Origin of the sequence: Ruegeria sp. TM1040, from assembly GCF_000014065.1 — a bacterium.
Classification (GTDB): Bacteria; Pseudomonadota; Alphaproteobacteria; order Rhodobacterales; family Rhodobacteraceae; genus Epibacterium.
Window position 1 is genome coordinate 2,395,900 of record NC_008044.1, and the last position, 16,806, is coordinate 2,412,705.

Consider the following 16,806-nt stretch of genomic DNA (forward strand, 5'->3'; position numbering starts at 1 on the left):
CAGGCCCCGCACTGACATAGGTTCTCGGGTAAGCACCCCATTTGACAGACCGCTCTCGACGAACTTGAGGCAACTGAGGTTTTTATGATCCGTATCAACTCTACTCTGCTCCTGACCTCCCTGCTCTCTTTGAATGCCGCAGGGCTCAGCGCCCCCGCCTTTGCGCAGGACGAACAGGTTCTGACCACACAAGACGAGATCGGTGGCGTCTATGAGGGCGAATTCAAGGGCGGCCTGCAACATGGTCAAGGGACCTATAAGCTGCCAAACGCCTATGAATATTCCGGCCAGTGGGTCGAAGGCGAGATCAAGGGTAAGGGGGTTGCCCGTTTCCCAAATGGATCAGTCTACGAGGGTGAGTTTTCCAAGGGGAAACCCGAAGGTCTGGGCAAGATCACCTTTGCCGATGGCGGCACCTATGAAGGCGAGTGGCAAGACGGTGTGATCAATGGCCAAGGCATTGCGATCTATGCCAATGGGGTGCGCTACGAGGGGTCTTTTGTGGACGCCAAACATGACGGGCGCGGGGTGATGCAAAACCCCGGCGGCTACCAATACGAGGGCGATTGGGTTGCCGGGCGCAAGGAAGGCACTGGCAAGATCACCTACCCCGATGGCACCACCTATCAGGGCGGCGTCAAGGACGGCAAGCTGCATGGTCTGGGGACGCTGGTGATGCCTGATGGCCTTAAATACGAGGGCGAATGGGCCGACGATCAGATGAATGGCACCGGCGTCCTGACGCAGCCCAATGGCGACGTCTACGAGGGCCCGCTGGTCAACGGTCGTCGTCAGGGCGAGGGCGTGCTGCGCTATGCCAATGGCGATGTCTACGAGGGCCAGTTCGACGATGATCTGCGTCAGGGCGAGGGCACCTTTACTGGCACCGACGGCTATATCTACAGCGGTCAGTGGCAGGCCGGTCAGATCGAGGGTCAGGGCAAGGTCACCTACCCGGATGGGTCCGTCTATGAGGGCGAATTCCGCGATGATCTGGCGCATGGGGTTGGCAAGATCACTTACCCCGATGGCTCCACCTACGAGGGCGAATGGGTCGCTGGCGTGATCGAAGGCAACGGCAAGGCGACCTACGCCAATGGCGCCATCTATGAGGGCAGCTTCAAGAACGCCAAAAACGACGGTCAGGGCGTAATGACATCGCCCGAAGGCTATCGTTACGAGGGCGGCTGGAAGGACAGCCTGCGCCATGGCGAGGCCAAGGTGACCTATGCCGATGGATCGGTCTATGAGGGCGCGTTTGCAAATGGCCAGCGCCATGGCTTTGGCAAGATCACCCGCCCAGACGGGTTCAGCTACGAAGGCCAATGGGTCGAAGGCAAGATCGAAGGCGAAGGCATTGCGACCTATGCCAACGGCGACATCTACGAGGGCAGCTTTGTGGGGTCCAAACGTCAGGGCCCCGGCACCATGCGCTATGCCTCCGGCCAGGAGGCCTCGGGCACTTGGAACAATGGCGCGCTTACCACACCAGATGCCGCGGCCTCTGAGGCGGATCAGAGCACGGATCCGGCCGCCGAGGAGACGCCTGACGCAGAGGCAGGCTCGGCTGGGGACGAAAGCAACTAAATCGCCCGATGGCCACGCTTCTCTATCTTGTTCACGGCGCGGCCGTGCAGCAGCAACAGCAGCTTTCCTACAGTGTATTGTCCGCGCTCAAGCACGGTGTAGACGGTGTCGATCTGGTGTTGATCTGCGATGCGGCCAACCGCCGCCCCGACCTGCCCCTGCGCCATGTTGTGATCTCGCCAGAGCAGATCGCGCAATGGACCGACGGCGGGCGCCGACCAGCGCGCGCGCAGCTTCATGCCCTGGATCTGGCCCTTCGGGAGACAGGCGGGCCGGTGTGCTGGGCCTCGACCGATAGCGCATTCACCGCTGCGCCAGCTCGGCTCTTGGAGCGTATCACGCCAGAGACGCCTCTGTTTTTTGACCGGGACGGCTGGCTCACGTCTCGACCGGAATGGAGCCCCATTATTGACGCCTGCAAGGACTCTGCCCTCTCAGAACAGATCCAACCCAGCACAGAGGTCTTCGATACGGGCATTTTGGGGCTTTCGCCCTCAGATTTGGATTTCATAAATCAATCATTGAGCCCCTCTTTTTGGCCCCGCATTCCCAATATTTTTGACAATTTCGAACAAATCCACCTATGCGCGCTCCTTGCGCAAAACGCACAGGAATTGCGATTCTCTCACGACCTAGTGCAGCGGTATCAGGGCTATATGCGACATGTCTACCAAGGGCGGCTGGAGGCAATGTTTCCACCCGGCGGGGCGGTGAACACCGCGCTGGCAGCACAGTTGCCTGCTATAACAGAGCCGCCCAAACCCTTGCATTTGCGTCTAAAAGCCAAAGCCTATGCGCTCAGACGCGGGCTTGGGCATGGGACGGAGTTTGGCTATCTCGCCTATCTCTGCGCCTTTGCGGCCCCGACCCCAGAGGGGCGCAATGTCTGGGCCAATATCGCTCTGGACATGATGGAGCGCTCTGCCCGCGCGCCGCAAAAGCTGGTCAAGGACCTCTCGAAGCTTGCGCCTGAGGCATTGCCTGATGCGGAGCTTTCACCACAAACCGAAGAAAGATGGCGCAGGTATTGGATGAACGCCGGGCTCTAAACTCTTTCGCCCGCGTCAAGTTTTGCGAGGAACGCGCTCGCTTCCTGCAAAATCACATCGCGTTTCTCTTCGTCCATCCGGTCCCAGGTGCGATACATGTTGCCCATGCGCGGGTTGCCCTCAAACCGTGCCCGGTGGCGGTTCAGGAAATCCCAGTACAGCAGGTTGAACGGACAGGCGCCCTCGCCCGTTTTTTGCTTCACCTTATAGGCGCAACTTCCGCAATAATTGGACATTCTGTCGATGTAGGCACCGCTGGAGACATAGGGTTTGGAGGCAATGATGCCGCCATCGGCAAACTGGCTCATGCCGACGGTGTTGGGCGCCTCGACCCACTCAAACGCATCTGCATACACTGCGAGATACCATTCGTGCACCTGTGCCGGATCAACCCCGGCCAAAAGCGCAAAATTCCCGGTCACCATCAGCCGCTGGATGTGGTGGGCGTAGGCCTCCTGCCCGGTCTGCTCCACCGCTTGCGAGAGGCAATGCATGTCCGTCTCCGCCCCCCAATAGAGCGCGGGCAGCGCTCGGGTTTGTTCCAGTGCGTTGCGCGTGGGGTAATCCTCCCCCTCGAGGAAATAGATCCCCCGCACATACTCCCGCCACCCGAGGATCTGCCGGATGAAACCTTCGACCGCATTGAGCGGCGCATGGCCGTCCTGATGTGCGACCTCGGCCGCCTCGCAGATCTCCAGCGGGGTCAACAGACCGATGTTGAGATAGGGCGACAGGATGGAGTGATAGAGCCAGCGCTCATCCGTCATCATCGCATCCTGATAGTCCCCGAACTGCGGCAGAGCGTGGGTGATGAAATGCGCAAGCGCCTCCTGCGCTTCTTCGCGGGTTGTGGCAAACCAGAACGGGCGCAGATCCCCGAAATGAGTGCCAAAGCGCGCCTCCACCAGATCCAGCACCTCCTCGACCTCGGCGTCCGGTTCAAACCGGGGTGGCCCCTTGTGGTCGATGATCTTGGGGGGCGCCTTGCGGTTCTCTGAATCGTAATTCCACTTGCCGCCAACCGGGGTGTCTCCCTCCATCAGAAGGCCGGTTTTCTTGCGCATCAGGCGATAGAAATACTCCATCCGGAGCTGTTTTTTGCCCTCGGCCCACTCGGTGAAATCCTCGCGCGTGGCGAGAAAGCGGTCGTCGGCATGAAAATGAACCTTGAGGGGGGCATATTTCAACGCGTGGATCAGCCGCCACTCGCCCGGCGTGGTGGCCAGCACCTCCGAGGCGCCAAATTCTTCGGCCCGGCGCAAGAGTTCGCCCACGATGCTCTCCGCGCCATCCTCGTCCAGACGCCGATAGGCCACACGCCAGCCCTGCCCTTCTAGACGCTGCGCAAACTTGCGCATCGCCGCCAGCACCAACGCGATCTTCTTGGGGTGATGCGGGACATATGTGCCCTCGTCCATCACCTCCGCCATCACCACCACATCATGTGCAGGGTCTGCCGCTTTGAGCGCCGACAACCCTTCTGAAAGCTGGTCCCCCAGCACCAAAACAAGCCGTGTCATAATCGTGCTAACTGGCGCAGTGGGCGGGAAAATCCACCCGCAGTCAGAAAGTTCTTGGAAATTTTCAGCTCCGCCACCTTGCCCAGCACCCGCCATCGCTGCACCGCAGAGAATTTTGGCCCTTCCCATTCGCCGCTTGGCCTGTATAACACGGGCCATGACCACGTTTTTGCATATCCAGATTGCCGACGCTGCTTCCTGCGGCGCGCTTTCGCGTGGCCTACTGCTCCTAATCCGCCTCTGAGCGTGCCATCCGGCGCGCCCGCTCAGAGGATGTGCATGCGCGCCATGGATTGGACCCTACCCCCCGAACAACATGCCTGACGTCCCCGGGGATCAGAGCAAGAAAGACATTTGACATGACCAGCAAGACCGACACCGTGAACCAGCAGGATCGCGTTCTCATTTTTGACACCACGTTGCGCGATGGCGAGCAGAGCCCCGGCGCGACCATGACCCATGATGAAAAGCTCGAGATTGCCGAGCTTCTGGACGATATGGGTGTCGACATCATCGAGGCCGGTTTCCCGATTGCCTCGGAGGGCGATTTCAAGGCCGTGAGCGAGATCGCGGAACGCTCCAAGAACTCTGTGATCTGTGGCCTGGCGCGTGCGAATTTCAAGGACATCGACCGCTGCGCCGAAGCCGTGCGCAAGGCTGCGAAGCCCCGCATCCACACGTTTATCGGCACGTCGCCGCTGCACCGCGCCATTCCCAACCTTACCATGGATGAGATGGCCGAGCGCATCCACGACACCGTGACCCATGCGCGCAACCTCGTGGACAATGTGCAATGGTCGCCGATGGATGCCACGCGCACCGAATGGGATTACCTCTGCCGGGTCATCGAGATCGCGATCAAGGCGGGGGCGACTACCATCAACATCCCTGACACGGTTGGCTATACCGCGCCGCGCGAGAGCGCCGACCTGATCCGGCGCCTGATTGAAACCGTGCCCGGCGCTGACGAGATCATCTTTGCGACCCATTGCCATAACGACCTTGGCATGGCGACCGCGAACTCTTTGGCCGCAGTCGAGGCGGGCGCGCGCCAGATCGAATGCACGATCAACGGCCTTGGCGAGCGTGCGGGCAATACCGCGCTCGAAGAGGTGGTGATGGCAATGCGCGTGCGCAACGACATCATGCCGTTCCAGACCGGGATCGACACCAAGAAGATCATGCATATCTCGCGCCGCGTCGCCACGGTTTCGGGCTTTAACGTGCAGTTCAACAAGGCGATCGTCGGCAAGAATGCCTTTGCCCACGAAAGCGGCATCCACCAGGATGGCATGCTCAAGAACAAGGAAACCTTCGAGATCATGCGCCCCGAAGACGTGGGCCTTGCTGGAACGTCGCTCCCCTTGGGCAAACACTCCGGCCGCGCCGCGCTGCGCGACAAGCTCTCGAGCCTCGGGTTTGAAATCGGAGACAACCAGCTCAAGGATGTATTCGTGCGCTTCAAGGAGCTCGCGGACCGCAAGAAAGAGGTGTTCGACGACGACATCATCGCGCTCATGCGCACCAGCGGCGACGAGGACGATCACCTGAAGCTGGTGTCGATGAAAGTGGTCTGCGGCACCGGTGGTCCGGCGGAATCCACCGTCGAGATGGAAGTTGACGGCAAGGACGTGACGGAAACCGCCGAGGGCGACGGACCGGTGGATGCCACATTCAAGGCGATCCGCAAGATCCACCCCAACGCCGCGCATCTGCAGCTTTATCAGGTGCACGCCGTGACCGAGGGCACGGACGCGCAGGCAACCGTCTCTGTGCGCCTTGAAGAAGACGGCGTGATCGCCACCGGCGACAGCGCCAACACCGATACGGTTGTGGCCTCTGCGATGGCATACATTGACGCGCTCAACCGCCTGATCGTGCGCCGCGACAAGATGGGCGAAGGCGCGGATTCGCGCGAGATTTCCTATAAAGACGTGGACTGACACACGTCACATCAAAGATAAAAAAGGGCGCCGTCGGGCGTCCTTTTTTGTTACTGTGCATGACGTTGCTGCAGGCGCGGACTACTGCCGCTGCAACAGCACAAGCGCCACCGCAGTCACGATCACGCCCGACAGCAGATAGAGCGCCGCCGCCCAGAGCCCAAAGGTCCACGCCAGCACCAACCCGCAAAGCGGTGCAAAGGCTGCGCCCAGAATCCACGACAGGTTGGTGGCCATCGCCGCACCCGAATACCGATACTGCGGCTTGAAGCGATCCGGGACGATCGCGCTCGATTGCCCGTAGGCCAGACCCAGCACCACAAAGCCGAAGATGATGTAGATCGCCGGTGCCCGCTCGAGCGTGCCGATGCTGAGGCAAAGCAACAGGATCAGGGCACTGCTGATCCACAACACCACGGGACGACCAAATTTATCCGCCAGTACGCCCGACAGGATTACGGTCACGATGGCGAGGGTGCCGCCCGCAAGCTGCAGCAACAGGATGCTGGAGAGGTTGCTTTCGGTGAAGAGCAGAGAATAGCTGAGCGGGAACACCGTCACCATGTGAAAGAGCGCGTAGCTCGCCAGTGGCAGGAGCGCCGACAGGACAATGGTGCGCCATTCCTGTGACATCAACTCTCCAAGCGGCGCCGAGCGCAGCACCACCTCGTCATCGCCCGCAAAATTCGTCGACAGGAGCCGGAGCCGCGCAAAGAGCGACACCACATTGACCGCCATCACCGCAAAGAAAGCAAAGCGCCAGCCATAGGTGAGGAATTCCTCTTCGCTCAGGAATCCGGTCAGCACATAAAACAGCGCCGCCGCGACGCAAAATCCAACAGGCCCGCCGATTTGCGGCACCATGCTGTACAGGCCGCTTTGCCCTTTGGGCGCCGCCGCCTTGAGCTGCAGGGTGATCCCGTCCCATGCACCGCCAAGGCCGAGCCCCTGCATGAAGCGCAGCGCCGCCAGCGCAATTGGCGCGCCGATCCCCCAGGCTTCATAGCCGGGCAAAAGACCGATGGCGACGGTCGAGACACCCAGGATCATAAGTGCCACCGTGACTTTGCCCGCACGACCGATCACCAGTTGGAGGCGCCGCCCCAGAAGGCTTGCGATGGGGCGCGCAAGAAACGCCAGCGAGAACAGCGCAAAAGACCACAGCGTGCCCATCATCGGGTCAAGATGCGGGAAAAATACCGCCGGGAACACCAGCGCAGAGGCAATGGCGTAGACAAAAAAGCCGAAAAAATCTGTCACGCGCGCCATCACCACCGTGATGATCACGTCGTCAAACGTGACATCAGAATGCTGTGCATTTGCCTCAGTTGTTGTCATGTCAGTCTCCTCGAAAGTCAGCGTAGAGCTAGCACCCGATGCCTTCCAAACAACCCAAACCAGTGCCTCAACGGGCCAGCGCGAACAAATGTCGCATCTGAAATGTGGGTTTTGGCCCGATCCCGTCATTGTGTCGCAGTTGCGGGCAAATCAAACCGAAATAGGTAGCAGCCCAAAGCAAATTCTACTCTATCAGAAGGGCGGCACCCCATGCGGTATCTTCGTTTCCTGTGTTGTGCTTTGGCGTTTTTGACGCTGTCGGGCTGCAATCTCGTATTGCTGTCCCCCTCCGGCGACATCGCCGCGCAGCAGGGCGACCTCATCGTTTACTCCACAGTCCTCATGCTCATCGTCATCATTCCTGTGATGGCGCTGACGGTGTTTTTTGCCTTCAAATACCGGGCAGAAAATAAGGACGCCCGGTACGAGCCGGACTGGGATCACTCCGTCAGTCTCGAGATCGTGGTGTGGTTTGTGCCGCTTGCGATCATCATCTGTCTGGCAGGGCTGACCTGGGTGGCGACCCACCGGCTGGAGCCCTATGACGATCTGCGCCGCGTCTCCGAGACCAAGCCCATCGACCCCAATGTGGAACCCATGGAGGTTCAGGTGGTGGCGCTCGATTGGAAATGGCTGTTCATCTATCCCGAATACGGCGTGGCAACCGTCAACGAGGCTGCAGCCATCGTGGATCGCCCGGTGGAGTGGAAACTCACGTCCTCTACGGTGATGAACGCCTTCTACATCCCGGAAATGGCCGGGATGATCTATGCGATGGCCGGGATGGAGACCGAGCTCAACGCGGTGATCAACGAACCCGGCACGTTTGAGGGTTTTTCGGCCAACTACAGCGGCAATGGGTTCTCTCACATGCGGTTTGATTTCATCGCCGAGGATGAAGCGGGCTTTGAGGCCTGGATCGAAGAGGTCCGTGCAAGCGGCATGACGCTTGATCAGGACTCCTATGCGGTGCTCGAACAGCCCAGCGTAGCCCATGAGGTCGAGTATTTCGGCGCGGTCGAAGACGGGCTCTGGGACAAGATCCTCAACATGTGCGCTGGCCCCAATGCGCTGTGCCTCAACGACATGATGATGGTTGACGCGCTTGGCGGTGGCGGTCTGGCGGGGCTCTACAATCGAGAGCTCTATCGCGGGATTTGCTCGGCAGACGACCCCGAAGCGCTGCTGGCGATGCTGCGGCCTGACATTCAGGAAGAACAGCAGCGCGAAGACATTCTGCAGGCCATGACCCTGACCTCAGGTGACCTGCTTCCCAATTCCAACACAACAGAGGCGAACTGACACATGGCTACGATTCCTGCTGCAACAGCAGCCGCTCAGTCCAGTGACGCCCTCAACCAGACCCATTGGTTCTGGGGCAAGCTCGGCTGGGACATCTTTCCCTTCTACGATCCAATCATCTTTGGCACCTTTATCGGGACCTGTATCCTTGCGGCCGGGGTGGTCGGCATAGTGCTCTACTACCGCCTTCTGCCCTATCTGTGGAACGAGTGGTTCACCACGGTGGACCACAAGAAAATCGGCATCATGTACATGATCCTTGCGGTTGTGATGTTGGTGCGTGGCTTTGCCGATGCAGTGCTGATGCGGCTGCATCAGGCGCTGGCCTCGGCGGGATATGTGGGCTTCTTGCCCGCTTATCACTACGATCAGGTCTTTACCGCGCATGGCGTGATCATGATCTTCTTCGTGGCGATGCCCTTTATCACCGGCTTCATGAACTATGTGATGCCGCTACAGATCGGGGCGCGCGACGTGGCCTTTCCGTTCCTCAACAACTTCAGCTTCTGGCTGACGGTGTCGGGTGCGGTGCTGATCATGATCTCGCTCTTTGTGGGGGAGTTTGCCGCGACCGGCTGGCTGGCCTACGCGCCGCTTTCGGGCCTGAAGTTCAGCCCCGGCGTCGGCATGGACTACTACTTGTGGTCGCTCAACATTGCCGGGATCGGCACCACGCTCTCGGGCATCAACCTCGTTGTGACCCTCGTCAAGATGCGCGCACCGGGCATGACCTGGATGAAGCTGCCGATTTTCAGCTGGACCACGCTCTGTACCAACATCTTGATTGTTGTGACCTTCCCGGTCCTCACCGCGACCCTCGCGCTGCTGACTGCGGATCGCTACCTCGGCACCCATTTCTTTACCAATGAGATGGGCGGCAACCCGATGATGTATGTGAACCTGATCTGGATCTGGGGCCACCCGGAGGTCTACATCCTGATCCTGCCGATCTTTGGGATCTTTTCCGAGATCGTCGCGACCTTCTGCGGCAAACGCCTCTTTGGCTATGCCTCCATGGTCTATGCGACCTGCGTCATCATGGTCCTGAGCTACATCGTCTGGCTGCACCACTTCTTTACGATGGGGGCTGGTGCGGATGTGAACTCCTTCTTTGGGATCACAACGATGATCATCTCGATCCCCACGGGGGCCAAGCTCTTCAACTGGCTCTTCACCATGTACAAGGGGCGTATCCGCTTTGAACTTCCGATGATGTGGACCATCGCCTTTATGCTGACCTTTGTGGTCGGGGGCATGACCGGCGTGCTTCTGGCGGTGCCGCCTGCGGACTACGTGCTGCATAACTCCTTGTTCCTGATTGCACATTTCCACAATGTGATTATCGGGGGTGTTGTGTTCGGCATCTTTGCGGGCATCACCTACTGGTGGCCCAAGGCCTTTGGCTTCCACCTCGATCCTTTCTGGGGCAAGGTCAGCTTCTGGGGCTGGGTCGGCGGGTTCTGGGTGGCCTTCATGCCGCTCTATCTCCTCGGCCTGATGGGCGTCACCCGTCGTCTGAGCCAGTTTGAAGACACCATCTATGCGGGGTATTTCTTTACCGCCCTCATCGGCGCGCTGATGATCGCGGTCGGGCTTCTGGCCTTCCTCGTGCAGATCTTCGTGTCGATCCGCAACCGCGAGAAATTGGCGGTGGGCAATGATCCTTGGGGCGGGCGCACGCTGGAGTGGTCCACCACCTCGCCGCCGCCCTATTACAACTTTGCCTTCACCCCGCGCGTCTACGAGCGCGACGCCTGGCACCATATGAAAACCCATGACGCCAAGGCGCCGACCTCGGGCTTCGTACCGATCCACATGCCGCACTACACGGCAAGCGGGATCATTCTGGCGGGGCTGATGACGGTAATGGGCTTTGCACTGGTCTGGCACATCTGGTGGCTCTCGGCGCTGATGTTCCTTGCAAGCCTCGCCTATGGGATCGCCCATACCTTCAACTATAACCGCGACTATTACGTGCCCGCCGAAGAGGTCTCTGAAATCGAGACCGGGCAGAGAACAGTCGCCACGCCTGCGGAGTAAAACATGTCACATTCTGCTGCGACACCCGCCCCAGAGGCGTTGGAGTTCTATGTCACCGAAGATCCCCATGCAGGTCATGGGGATCACCACCACGACACCGGCACCATGCTGGGGTTCTGGATCTACCTGATGAGCGACTGCCTGATCTTTGGCATTCTCTTTGCGGTGCATGCGGTGGTGGGCACAAGCTATGCCGCCGGACCCTCGCCTGCGGATCTGTTCGAGATTGACAAGATCCTGCTGGCGACCTTCTTCCTGCTGTTTTCATCCATCACCTACGGGTTTGCGGTGATCAACATGCAGCAGCGCAAGCAGCGCGCCATGATGCTGTGGCTTGGGGTTACGCTGGTCTTTGGCCTTGGCTTTCTGGTGATGGAGATCCTGGAGTTCCAACACCTGTGGCATCTCGGGGCCGGACCCGGTGCCAGCGCCTTCCTGTCGTCCTTCTGGGTGCTGGTCGGCACCCACGGCCTGCACGTCACGGCCGGGGCGATCTGGCTGGTGGTGCTTTTGGTGCAGGTTCAGATGCATGGTCTCACCGAAGCCAATACGCGTCGCATCCTCTGCCTCAGCATGTTCTGGCACTTCCTTGATCTGATCTGGATCGGGGTCTTCTCATTCGTCTATCTCACGGGGGTACTGCTATGAGCGCCCATTCACACGGCTCTTACAAATCCTACGCGATCGGCTTTGTGTTGTCGGTCATCCTGACCGTGATCCCCTTCTGGCTGGTTCTGGGAGAGGTGGACATCGGCGTCAACACGGCAATTGCCGTCATCTTTGGTCTCGGTGCGGTGCAGATCATCGTCCACATGCATTACTTTCTGCATGTGACCTATGGGGCCGAGGATGGCTGGCAGGTGATGTCGCTGGTGTTCACGGGGATCTTGCTGATCATCGTGCTGGCCGGGTCGATCTGGGTGATGGCGCATCTGCATGAAAACATGATGCCCGCACATGAACAGATCGAACGGGTCAGGAACCTGCCATGAGCACAGGTACAAGCACGGAGGGCGGCGGCAGACGCCGCCCTTTCTGGGTCGATGCGGTGATCCTCGCGCTGGCCTTTGGGGTCTTTGTCACCATGGTGAGGCTCGGCAACTGGCAGATGCAGCGCCTGTCATGGAAGCTTGACCTCATCGAGCAGGTTGAAACACGCGCCTTTGGCCCGCCGGTGGCCGCCCCTATCAAAGGAGCAGCACCAGAATATCAGCGCGTCACCCTGCAGGGCGTCTTTCGCCACGACCTGAGCCTGCGCATCAAGGCGGTGACCGAAATCGGTCCCGGCTCCTGGGTGATGACCCCGATTGAGGGCGCAGAGCAGACGGTCTGGGTCAATCGTGGTTTTGTGCCGCCGCAGATGCGCCTAGACGAGATCAACCGCCCCGAGGGCCTGCAAGAGATCACCGGCCTCATCCGCAGCGACCAGCCCGGCGGCACGCTCCTTGAGCAGAACCTTCCCGACCGGGACCGCTGGGTGTCCGCCGATCTGGCGCTGATGTCCGCCGACCGCGGCATCGAGGCGGCGGGCTATTATATTGATGCAGCGCATCAGGGCGCCGCAGCCGACTGGCCACGCGGAGGCATGACGCAGCTTGATTTCCGCAACACCCATCTGAGCTATGCGCTCACATGGTACGCGATGGCGGTGCTGTTCTTTGGCGCCATGGCCTATGTGATCTGGGACCGGCTGCGCGCCCCCAAAGAGCGCACGAGCTGACCTGCGCGCTAATTGGGTTTATCCATCGGTAGAATGCGGGGCAGGAACCGTAGCGTTTACTTGAAACGCCCGCCCGCCTCGATCACTTCGATCTGGTAGCCATCGGGGTCGGCCACAAAGAAGAACCGCGCGACGCGCTCGCCTGCGGGGCGAAAATCCACGATGTCGCGTGGCGCACCGCCTGCGGTTTCGACCTTGGCGCGCGCCGCTTCCAGATCCTCGACCACCACAGCCAGATGACCATAGCCATTGCCCAGATCATAGGCCTCGGTCTGGGATTTGTTGACTGTGAGCTCCAACTCAAAGCTGCCCTCAGGCGCGGTCAGGTAGATCAGCGTGAAATCATCAAAATCGAGCCGGTCTGCGATCTCCATGTCGAACGCCGCCTTGTAAAACGCCACGGAGGCAGTCTCGTCGAGGACGCGGATCATGCTATGGGCAAGTTTGGTCACTGAAATCTCCGTTTTTGAAACAGCGGTTATAGCGCCGGACCCGCGCAGATTCCGGCATAACTGTGGTCTTGGATGGATGCGATTACGCGAGGGCCGCGCGAATTTTCTCGGCGTGGGCGGCAATGGCCTCCATATCGCCCATCTGCCCCGACGCGCGCAGCGACACCCCCTCGTGACGCGGCAGCACGTGGAAATGCAGGTGGAACACCTCCTGCCCGCCGGCAGCCTCGTTAAACTGCTGGATCGTCACCCCGTCCGCATCAAAGGCCGCCTTGCTGGCCTGCGCCAGTTTCTGAACGCTGCGGATCACCGCCTCAAGCTGCGCGGCGCTGGCATCCAGCACATTGCGGCAAGGGGTTTTGGGGATCACCAAGAGATGCCCGTCCGCGCGCGGCATGATGTCCATAAACGCAAGCGTGTCGTCATCTTCATAAACCCGCATGGAGGGGATCTCTCCGCGCAGGATCTTGGCAAAGATATTGTCGTTGTCATAGGCGGTCATGGCGGGTTCTCTCTCCGTATCAACCGAAAGCGGATCTCAGGATTGGGTGTCGCAGCCAACGCGCGCGGGGTCAAGCAACCAGCCCCGTCACGTCGCAGGTTCGCGTCGCGCAGAGGACATGGCAAGGCGCCAAAGACGCAATTGGATGAATATTTCACCGTCATTGAGACCCAAAACTCAAGAGGGCGCGACAATTATTCTTGATCCAGATCAAACTCCGCCATTGAAGGGCCGCGCAGGCCATTCTAAAACCACCAAGAGTCCAGAGCCGACGGGGAATCCCCCGTGCGGTCTCTGAGGAGTATAAACAGGAGGCACCCAAATGGCAGACGCAGCCATTCAAGGTCACGGCCACGAAGACGAGCGGAGCTTTTTCACCCGCTGGTTTATGAGCACGAACCACAAGGATATCGGTATCCTTTACCTGATCGTTTCGGCGCTCACCGGCTTCATTTCCGTCGCATTCACCGTCTACATGCGACTCGAACTTATGGATCCCGGTGTGCAGTACATGTGTCTGGAAGGCTTTGCCGCAGACCCCTGTACGCCGAATGGCCATCTCTGGAACGTGCTGATTACAGGCCACGGCGTCTTGATGATGTTCTTCGTCGTCATCCCGGCCCTGTTCGGCGGGTTTGGCAACTATTTCATGCCGCTGCAGATCGGCGCGCCGGATATGGCGTTCCCGCGGATGAACAACCTCAGCTTCTGGATGTATGTTGCAGGCACCGCGCTGGCGGTCTCCTCGGTCTATGCGCCGGGCGGCAACAACCAGCTGGGCGCTGGCGTGGGTTGGGTTCTCTATCCGCCGCTCTCCGTCAAGGAAGGCGGGATCGCGATGGATCTGGCGATTTTCGCCGTGCACGTCTCCGGTGCCTCCTCGATCCTGGGCGCGATCAACATGATCACCACCTTCCTGAACATGCGTGCCCCCGGCATGACCCTGTTCAAGGTGCCGCTCTTCAGCTGGTCGATCTTCGTCACCTCCTGGCTGATCCTTCTGTCCCTGCCGGTTCTGGCAGGCGCAATCACCATGCTGCTGATGGATCGTAACTTCGGCTTCACCTTCTTTGATGCCGCAGGCGGCGGGGACCCGGTTCTCTACCAGCACATCCTGTGGTTCTTCGGCCACCCCGAAGTGTACATCGTGATCCTGCCGGGCTTTGGCATCATCTCCCACGTGATCGCGACCTTCTCGCGCAAGCCTGTGTTTGGCTACCTGCCGATGGTCTGGGCGATCATCGCGATTGGTGTTCTGGGCTTCGTCGTTTGGGCGCACCACATGTACACCGTCGGCATGAGCCTCAACCAGCAGGCCTACTTCATGCTGGCCACCATGGTGATCGCCGTGCCCACAGGGGTGAAGGTCTTCTCGTGGATCGCAACCATGTGGGGCGGCTCCATCGAGTTCAAAGCCCCCATGGTCTTTGCTTTCGGCTTCCTGTTCCTGTTCACCGTTGGCGGTGTGACCGGCGTGGTGCTGTCGCAGGCGGCCGTGGACCGGGCCTATCATGACACCTATTACGTGGTGGCACACTTCCACTACGTGATGAGCCTTGGTGCGGTGTTTGCGATCTTCTCCGGCATCTACTTCTACTTTGGTAAGATGACCGGCCGTCAGTACTCCGAACTGGGCGCACAGATTCACTTCTGGATGTTCTTCATCGGTGCAAACCTGACGTTCTTCCCGCAGCACTTCCTGGGCCGTCAGGGCATGCCGCGTCGCTACATCGACTATCCCGAAGGCTTTGCATACTGGAACAAGATCTCGTCCTATGGCGCGTTCCTGTCCTTTGCCTCCTTCATCTTCTTCTTCGGTGTGGTGATCTATTCACTGCTGCGTGGCGCGCGTGTGACCCAGAACAACTACTGGAACGAATACGCCGACACGCTGGAGTGGACCCTGCCCTCTCCGCCGCCGGAGCACACCTTTGAAATCCTGCCCAAGCAGGAAGACTGGGACAAAAGCCACAGCCACTAAGACCGGCTTGAGCTGAAACCAAAACGCCCCGGAGCCACAGGCTTCGGGGCGTTTTCTTTTCTCGCGCAGGGTCTTTTCCACCGCCCGCAAAACCGGGTCATTTTACTCGACAGGGCTGATCGCCAGACTAAACTATGCGTCATGCCCTATGATTGGACCCAGCCCCCCAGCGATCATGGAGGCGAGCTACATCTGTGGCCGCATCAATCGCTCCCCCCCGAAGGCTACATGCGCTTTATCGGGGCGACAGCCGCGCTCATCACGGTGCCTTTGCTGCCGCTGATGGGCACACCGCTGTTCTGGGGACTGATCCCTTTTCTGACGCTGGCCGTCTTTGGCATGAAATATGCGCTCGATCAGAACCGCCGCCATGCGCAAATCATTGAGGTTCTGCGCCTCGGCCCTGAAGAGGCCGAACTGATCCGGCGTGACGCACGCGGCAGCGAGCAGTCCTGGCGCTGCAATCGCCACTGGACCCAGGTGTCCCTGCACCCTGATCGCGGTCCGGTGCCCAATTATGTGACATTACGCGGCGCCGGGCGCGAGGTGGAAATCGGTGCGTTCCTCTCCGAAGATGAGCGCAAGGCGCTCTACCACGATCTGCGCGACGCGATTCGACAGTCCGACAGCCGCTAGCCCATCGAAGCCACAGGTACAAAAAACCCGGCTCTGGGGTCAGAGCCGGGGTTCATCTGTCGTCGCGATGTCCACGCCAGTTATGGCAATCGAAGGCCTCAGCAGCCCCCTGCCGAGCAGAGCTGATCCTTGACCATCGGGCCCACTTTGCCAAAGTCCATCTGGCCGGTGTATTTGGCCTTGAGCGCGCCCATGACCTTGCCCATGTCGCGGATGGATTCAGCACCCGTTTCATCAACGGCGGCCTTCACTGCGTTCGACACCTCATCCTCAGAGAGCTGTTTGGGCAGGAATTCCTCAATGATCTCAATCTCGTTCATCTCGCGCTCGGCGAGGTCGAGCCGTCCGCCCTCCTCATAGGCGCGCACGCTTTCCTTGCGCTGCTTGGTCATCTTGCCGAGGATGGCGAGGATCTCTTCATCGCCGATGCCGCCTTCTTCCCCGTCACCGCGCGCAGCGATTTCACGGTCCTTGATGGCAGCATTGATCAGGCGCAGAGTGCAGAGACGCTCCATCGCCTTGTCCTTCATCGCCTGTTTGAGGGCCTCGTTGACCCGAGTTCGCGTATCCATGTTTTCTCTTCGTCCAGGTGGAGCAAGAAGAGGCAGTATTATTCAAATCCACCGCAATATTCAAGCTCCCCCAATTGTGCGAGACGCAGGGCCGGTATCGGCCTATCGGTGCTTGACCCCGCGCGGCGCGGGACTTATTGATGCGCGAATTTTGCCCGCATGGA

At 59.7% G+C, this 16,806-nt stretch carries 15 protein-coding genes; 10 read left to right on the forward strand and 5 right to left on the reverse strand.

Going from position 1 to position 16,806, the window contains the following annotated elements:
- The first annotated feature begins 84 nt into the window (after positions 1–84).
- Positions 85–1,587, forward strand: a complete 1,503-nt coding sequence (locus TM1040_RS15815; protein ID WP_011539600.1) for a 2-isopropylmalate synthase — start codon at positions 85–87, stop codon at positions 1,585–1,587.
- An 8-nt stretch (positions 1,588–1,595) separates the two neighbouring features.
- A complete protein-coding gene (locus tag TM1040_RS15820; protein WP_011539601.1) occupies positions 1,596–2,636 on the forward strand; it encodes a hypothetical protein in 1,041 nt (346 codons plus the stop codon).
- Here TM1040_RS15820 and TM1040_RS15825 read toward each other — a convergent pair.
- Positions 2,633–4,156: a cryptochrome/photolyase family protein gene (locus tag TM1040_RS15825; protein WP_011539602.1), complete on the reverse strand. Its 1,524-nt coding sequence runs from the start codon at positions 4,154–4,156 to the stop codon at positions 2,633–2,635. The genes TM1040_RS15820 and TM1040_RS15825 overlap by 4 nt on opposite strands.
- A gap of 359 nt (positions 4,157–4,515) precedes the next feature.
- Here TM1040_RS15825 and TM1040_RS15830 point away from each other — a divergent pair, with 359 nt between their 5' ends.
- The gene (locus TM1040_RS15830) at positions 4,516–6,099 is read left to right on the forward strand and encodes a 2-isopropylmalate synthase (protein ID WP_011539603.1); all 1,584 of its coding nucleotides are present in this window, start codon (positions 4,516–4,518) and stop codon (positions 6,097–6,099) included.
- A gap of 81 nt (positions 6,100–6,180) precedes the next feature.
- On the opposite strand, the gene TM1040_RS15835 is transcribed toward TM1040_RS15830, so the two are convergent.
- Entirely contained in the window at positions 6,181–7,437 is a 1,257-nt protein-coding gene (locus TM1040_RS15835; protein ID WP_011539604.1) for an MFS transporter, read from the reverse strand.
- Positions 7,438–7,647: 210 nt separating this feature from the next.
- On the opposite strand from TM1040_RS15835, the gene cyoA reads away from it, so the two are divergent.
- Genes cyoA through TM1040_RS15860 form a run of 5 tightly spaced genes read left to right on the forward strand, consistent with a single transcriptional unit; the run spans position 7,648 to position 12,499 of the window.
- Positions 7,648–8,739, forward strand: coding sequence for a ubiquinol oxidase subunit II (cyoA, locus tag TM1040_RS15840; protein WP_011539605.1), 1,092 nt, complete (start codon positions 7,648–7,650; stop codon positions 8,737–8,739).
- 3 nt (positions 8,740–8,742) lie between these two features.
- Positions 8,743–10,779, forward strand: a complete 2,037-nt coding sequence (gene cyoB / locus TM1040_RS15845; RefSeq protein ID WP_011539606.1) for a cytochrome o ubiquinol oxidase subunit I — start codon at positions 8,743–8,745, stop codon at positions 10,777–10,779.
- Between the two features lie 3 nt (positions 10,780–10,782).
- Positions 10,783–11,427 carry a cytochrome o ubiquinol oxidase subunit III gene (gene cyoC / locus TM1040_RS15850; RefSeq protein ID WP_011539607.1) on the forward strand — a complete coding sequence of 215 codons (645 nt, stop codon included), beginning with the start codon at positions 10,783–10,785 and terminating at the stop codon, positions 11,425–11,427.
- A complete protein-coding gene (gene cyoD, locus TM1040_RS15855; protein ID WP_011539608.1) occupies positions 11,424–11,771 on the forward strand; it encodes a cytochrome o ubiquinol oxidase subunit IV in 348 nt (115 codons plus the stop codon). The genes cyoC and cyoD overlap by 4 nt, the downstream gene beginning before the upstream one ends.
- Positions 11,768–12,499 (forward strand): SURF1 family protein, encoded by a 732-nt coding sequence (locus TM1040_RS15860; protein ID WP_011539609.1) that lies wholly within the window; start codon positions 11,768–11,770, stop codon positions 12,497–12,499. The genes cyoD and TM1040_RS15860 overlap by 4 nt, the downstream gene beginning before the upstream one ends.
- 56 nt (positions 12,500–12,555) lie before the next feature.
- On the opposite strand, the gene TM1040_RS15865 is transcribed toward TM1040_RS15860, so the two are convergent.
- Positions 12,556–12,951, reverse strand: a complete 396-nt coding sequence (locus TM1040_RS15865; protein ID WP_011539610.1) for a VOC family protein — start codon at positions 12,949–12,951, stop codon at positions 12,556–12,558.
- 82 nt (positions 12,952–13,033) lie between these two features.
- Positions 13,034–13,453 carry an HIT family protein gene (locus tag TM1040_RS15870; protein ID WP_011539611.1) on the reverse strand — a complete coding sequence of 140 codons (420 nt, stop codon included), beginning with the start codon at positions 13,451–13,453 and terminating at the stop codon, positions 13,034–13,036.
- 322 nt (positions 13,454–13,775) lie between these two features.
- Here TM1040_RS15870 and TM1040_RS15875 point away from each other — a divergent pair, with 322 nt between their 5' ends.
- On the forward strand, positions 13,776–15,434 hold the full coding sequence (locus TM1040_RS15875; protein ID WP_011539612.1) for a cytochrome c oxidase subunit I: 1,659 nt from the start codon (positions 13,776–13,778) through the stop codon (positions 15,432–15,434).
- A gap of 141 nt (positions 15,435–15,575) precedes the next feature.
- Positions 15,576–16,070 carry a DUF2244 domain-containing protein gene (locus tag TM1040_RS15880; protein ID WP_011539613.1) on the forward strand — a complete coding sequence of 165 codons (495 nt, stop codon included), beginning with the start codon at positions 15,576–15,578 and terminating at the stop codon, positions 16,068–16,070.
- 98 nt (positions 16,071–16,168) lie between these two features.
- On the opposite strand, the gene TM1040_RS15885 is transcribed toward TM1040_RS15880, so the two are convergent.
- A complete protein-coding gene (locus TM1040_RS15885; protein WP_011539614.1) occupies positions 16,169–16,642 on the reverse strand; it encodes a GatB/YqeY domain-containing protein in 474 nt (157 codons plus the stop codon).
- Between the last annotated feature and the right edge of the window lie 164 nt (positions 16,643–16,806).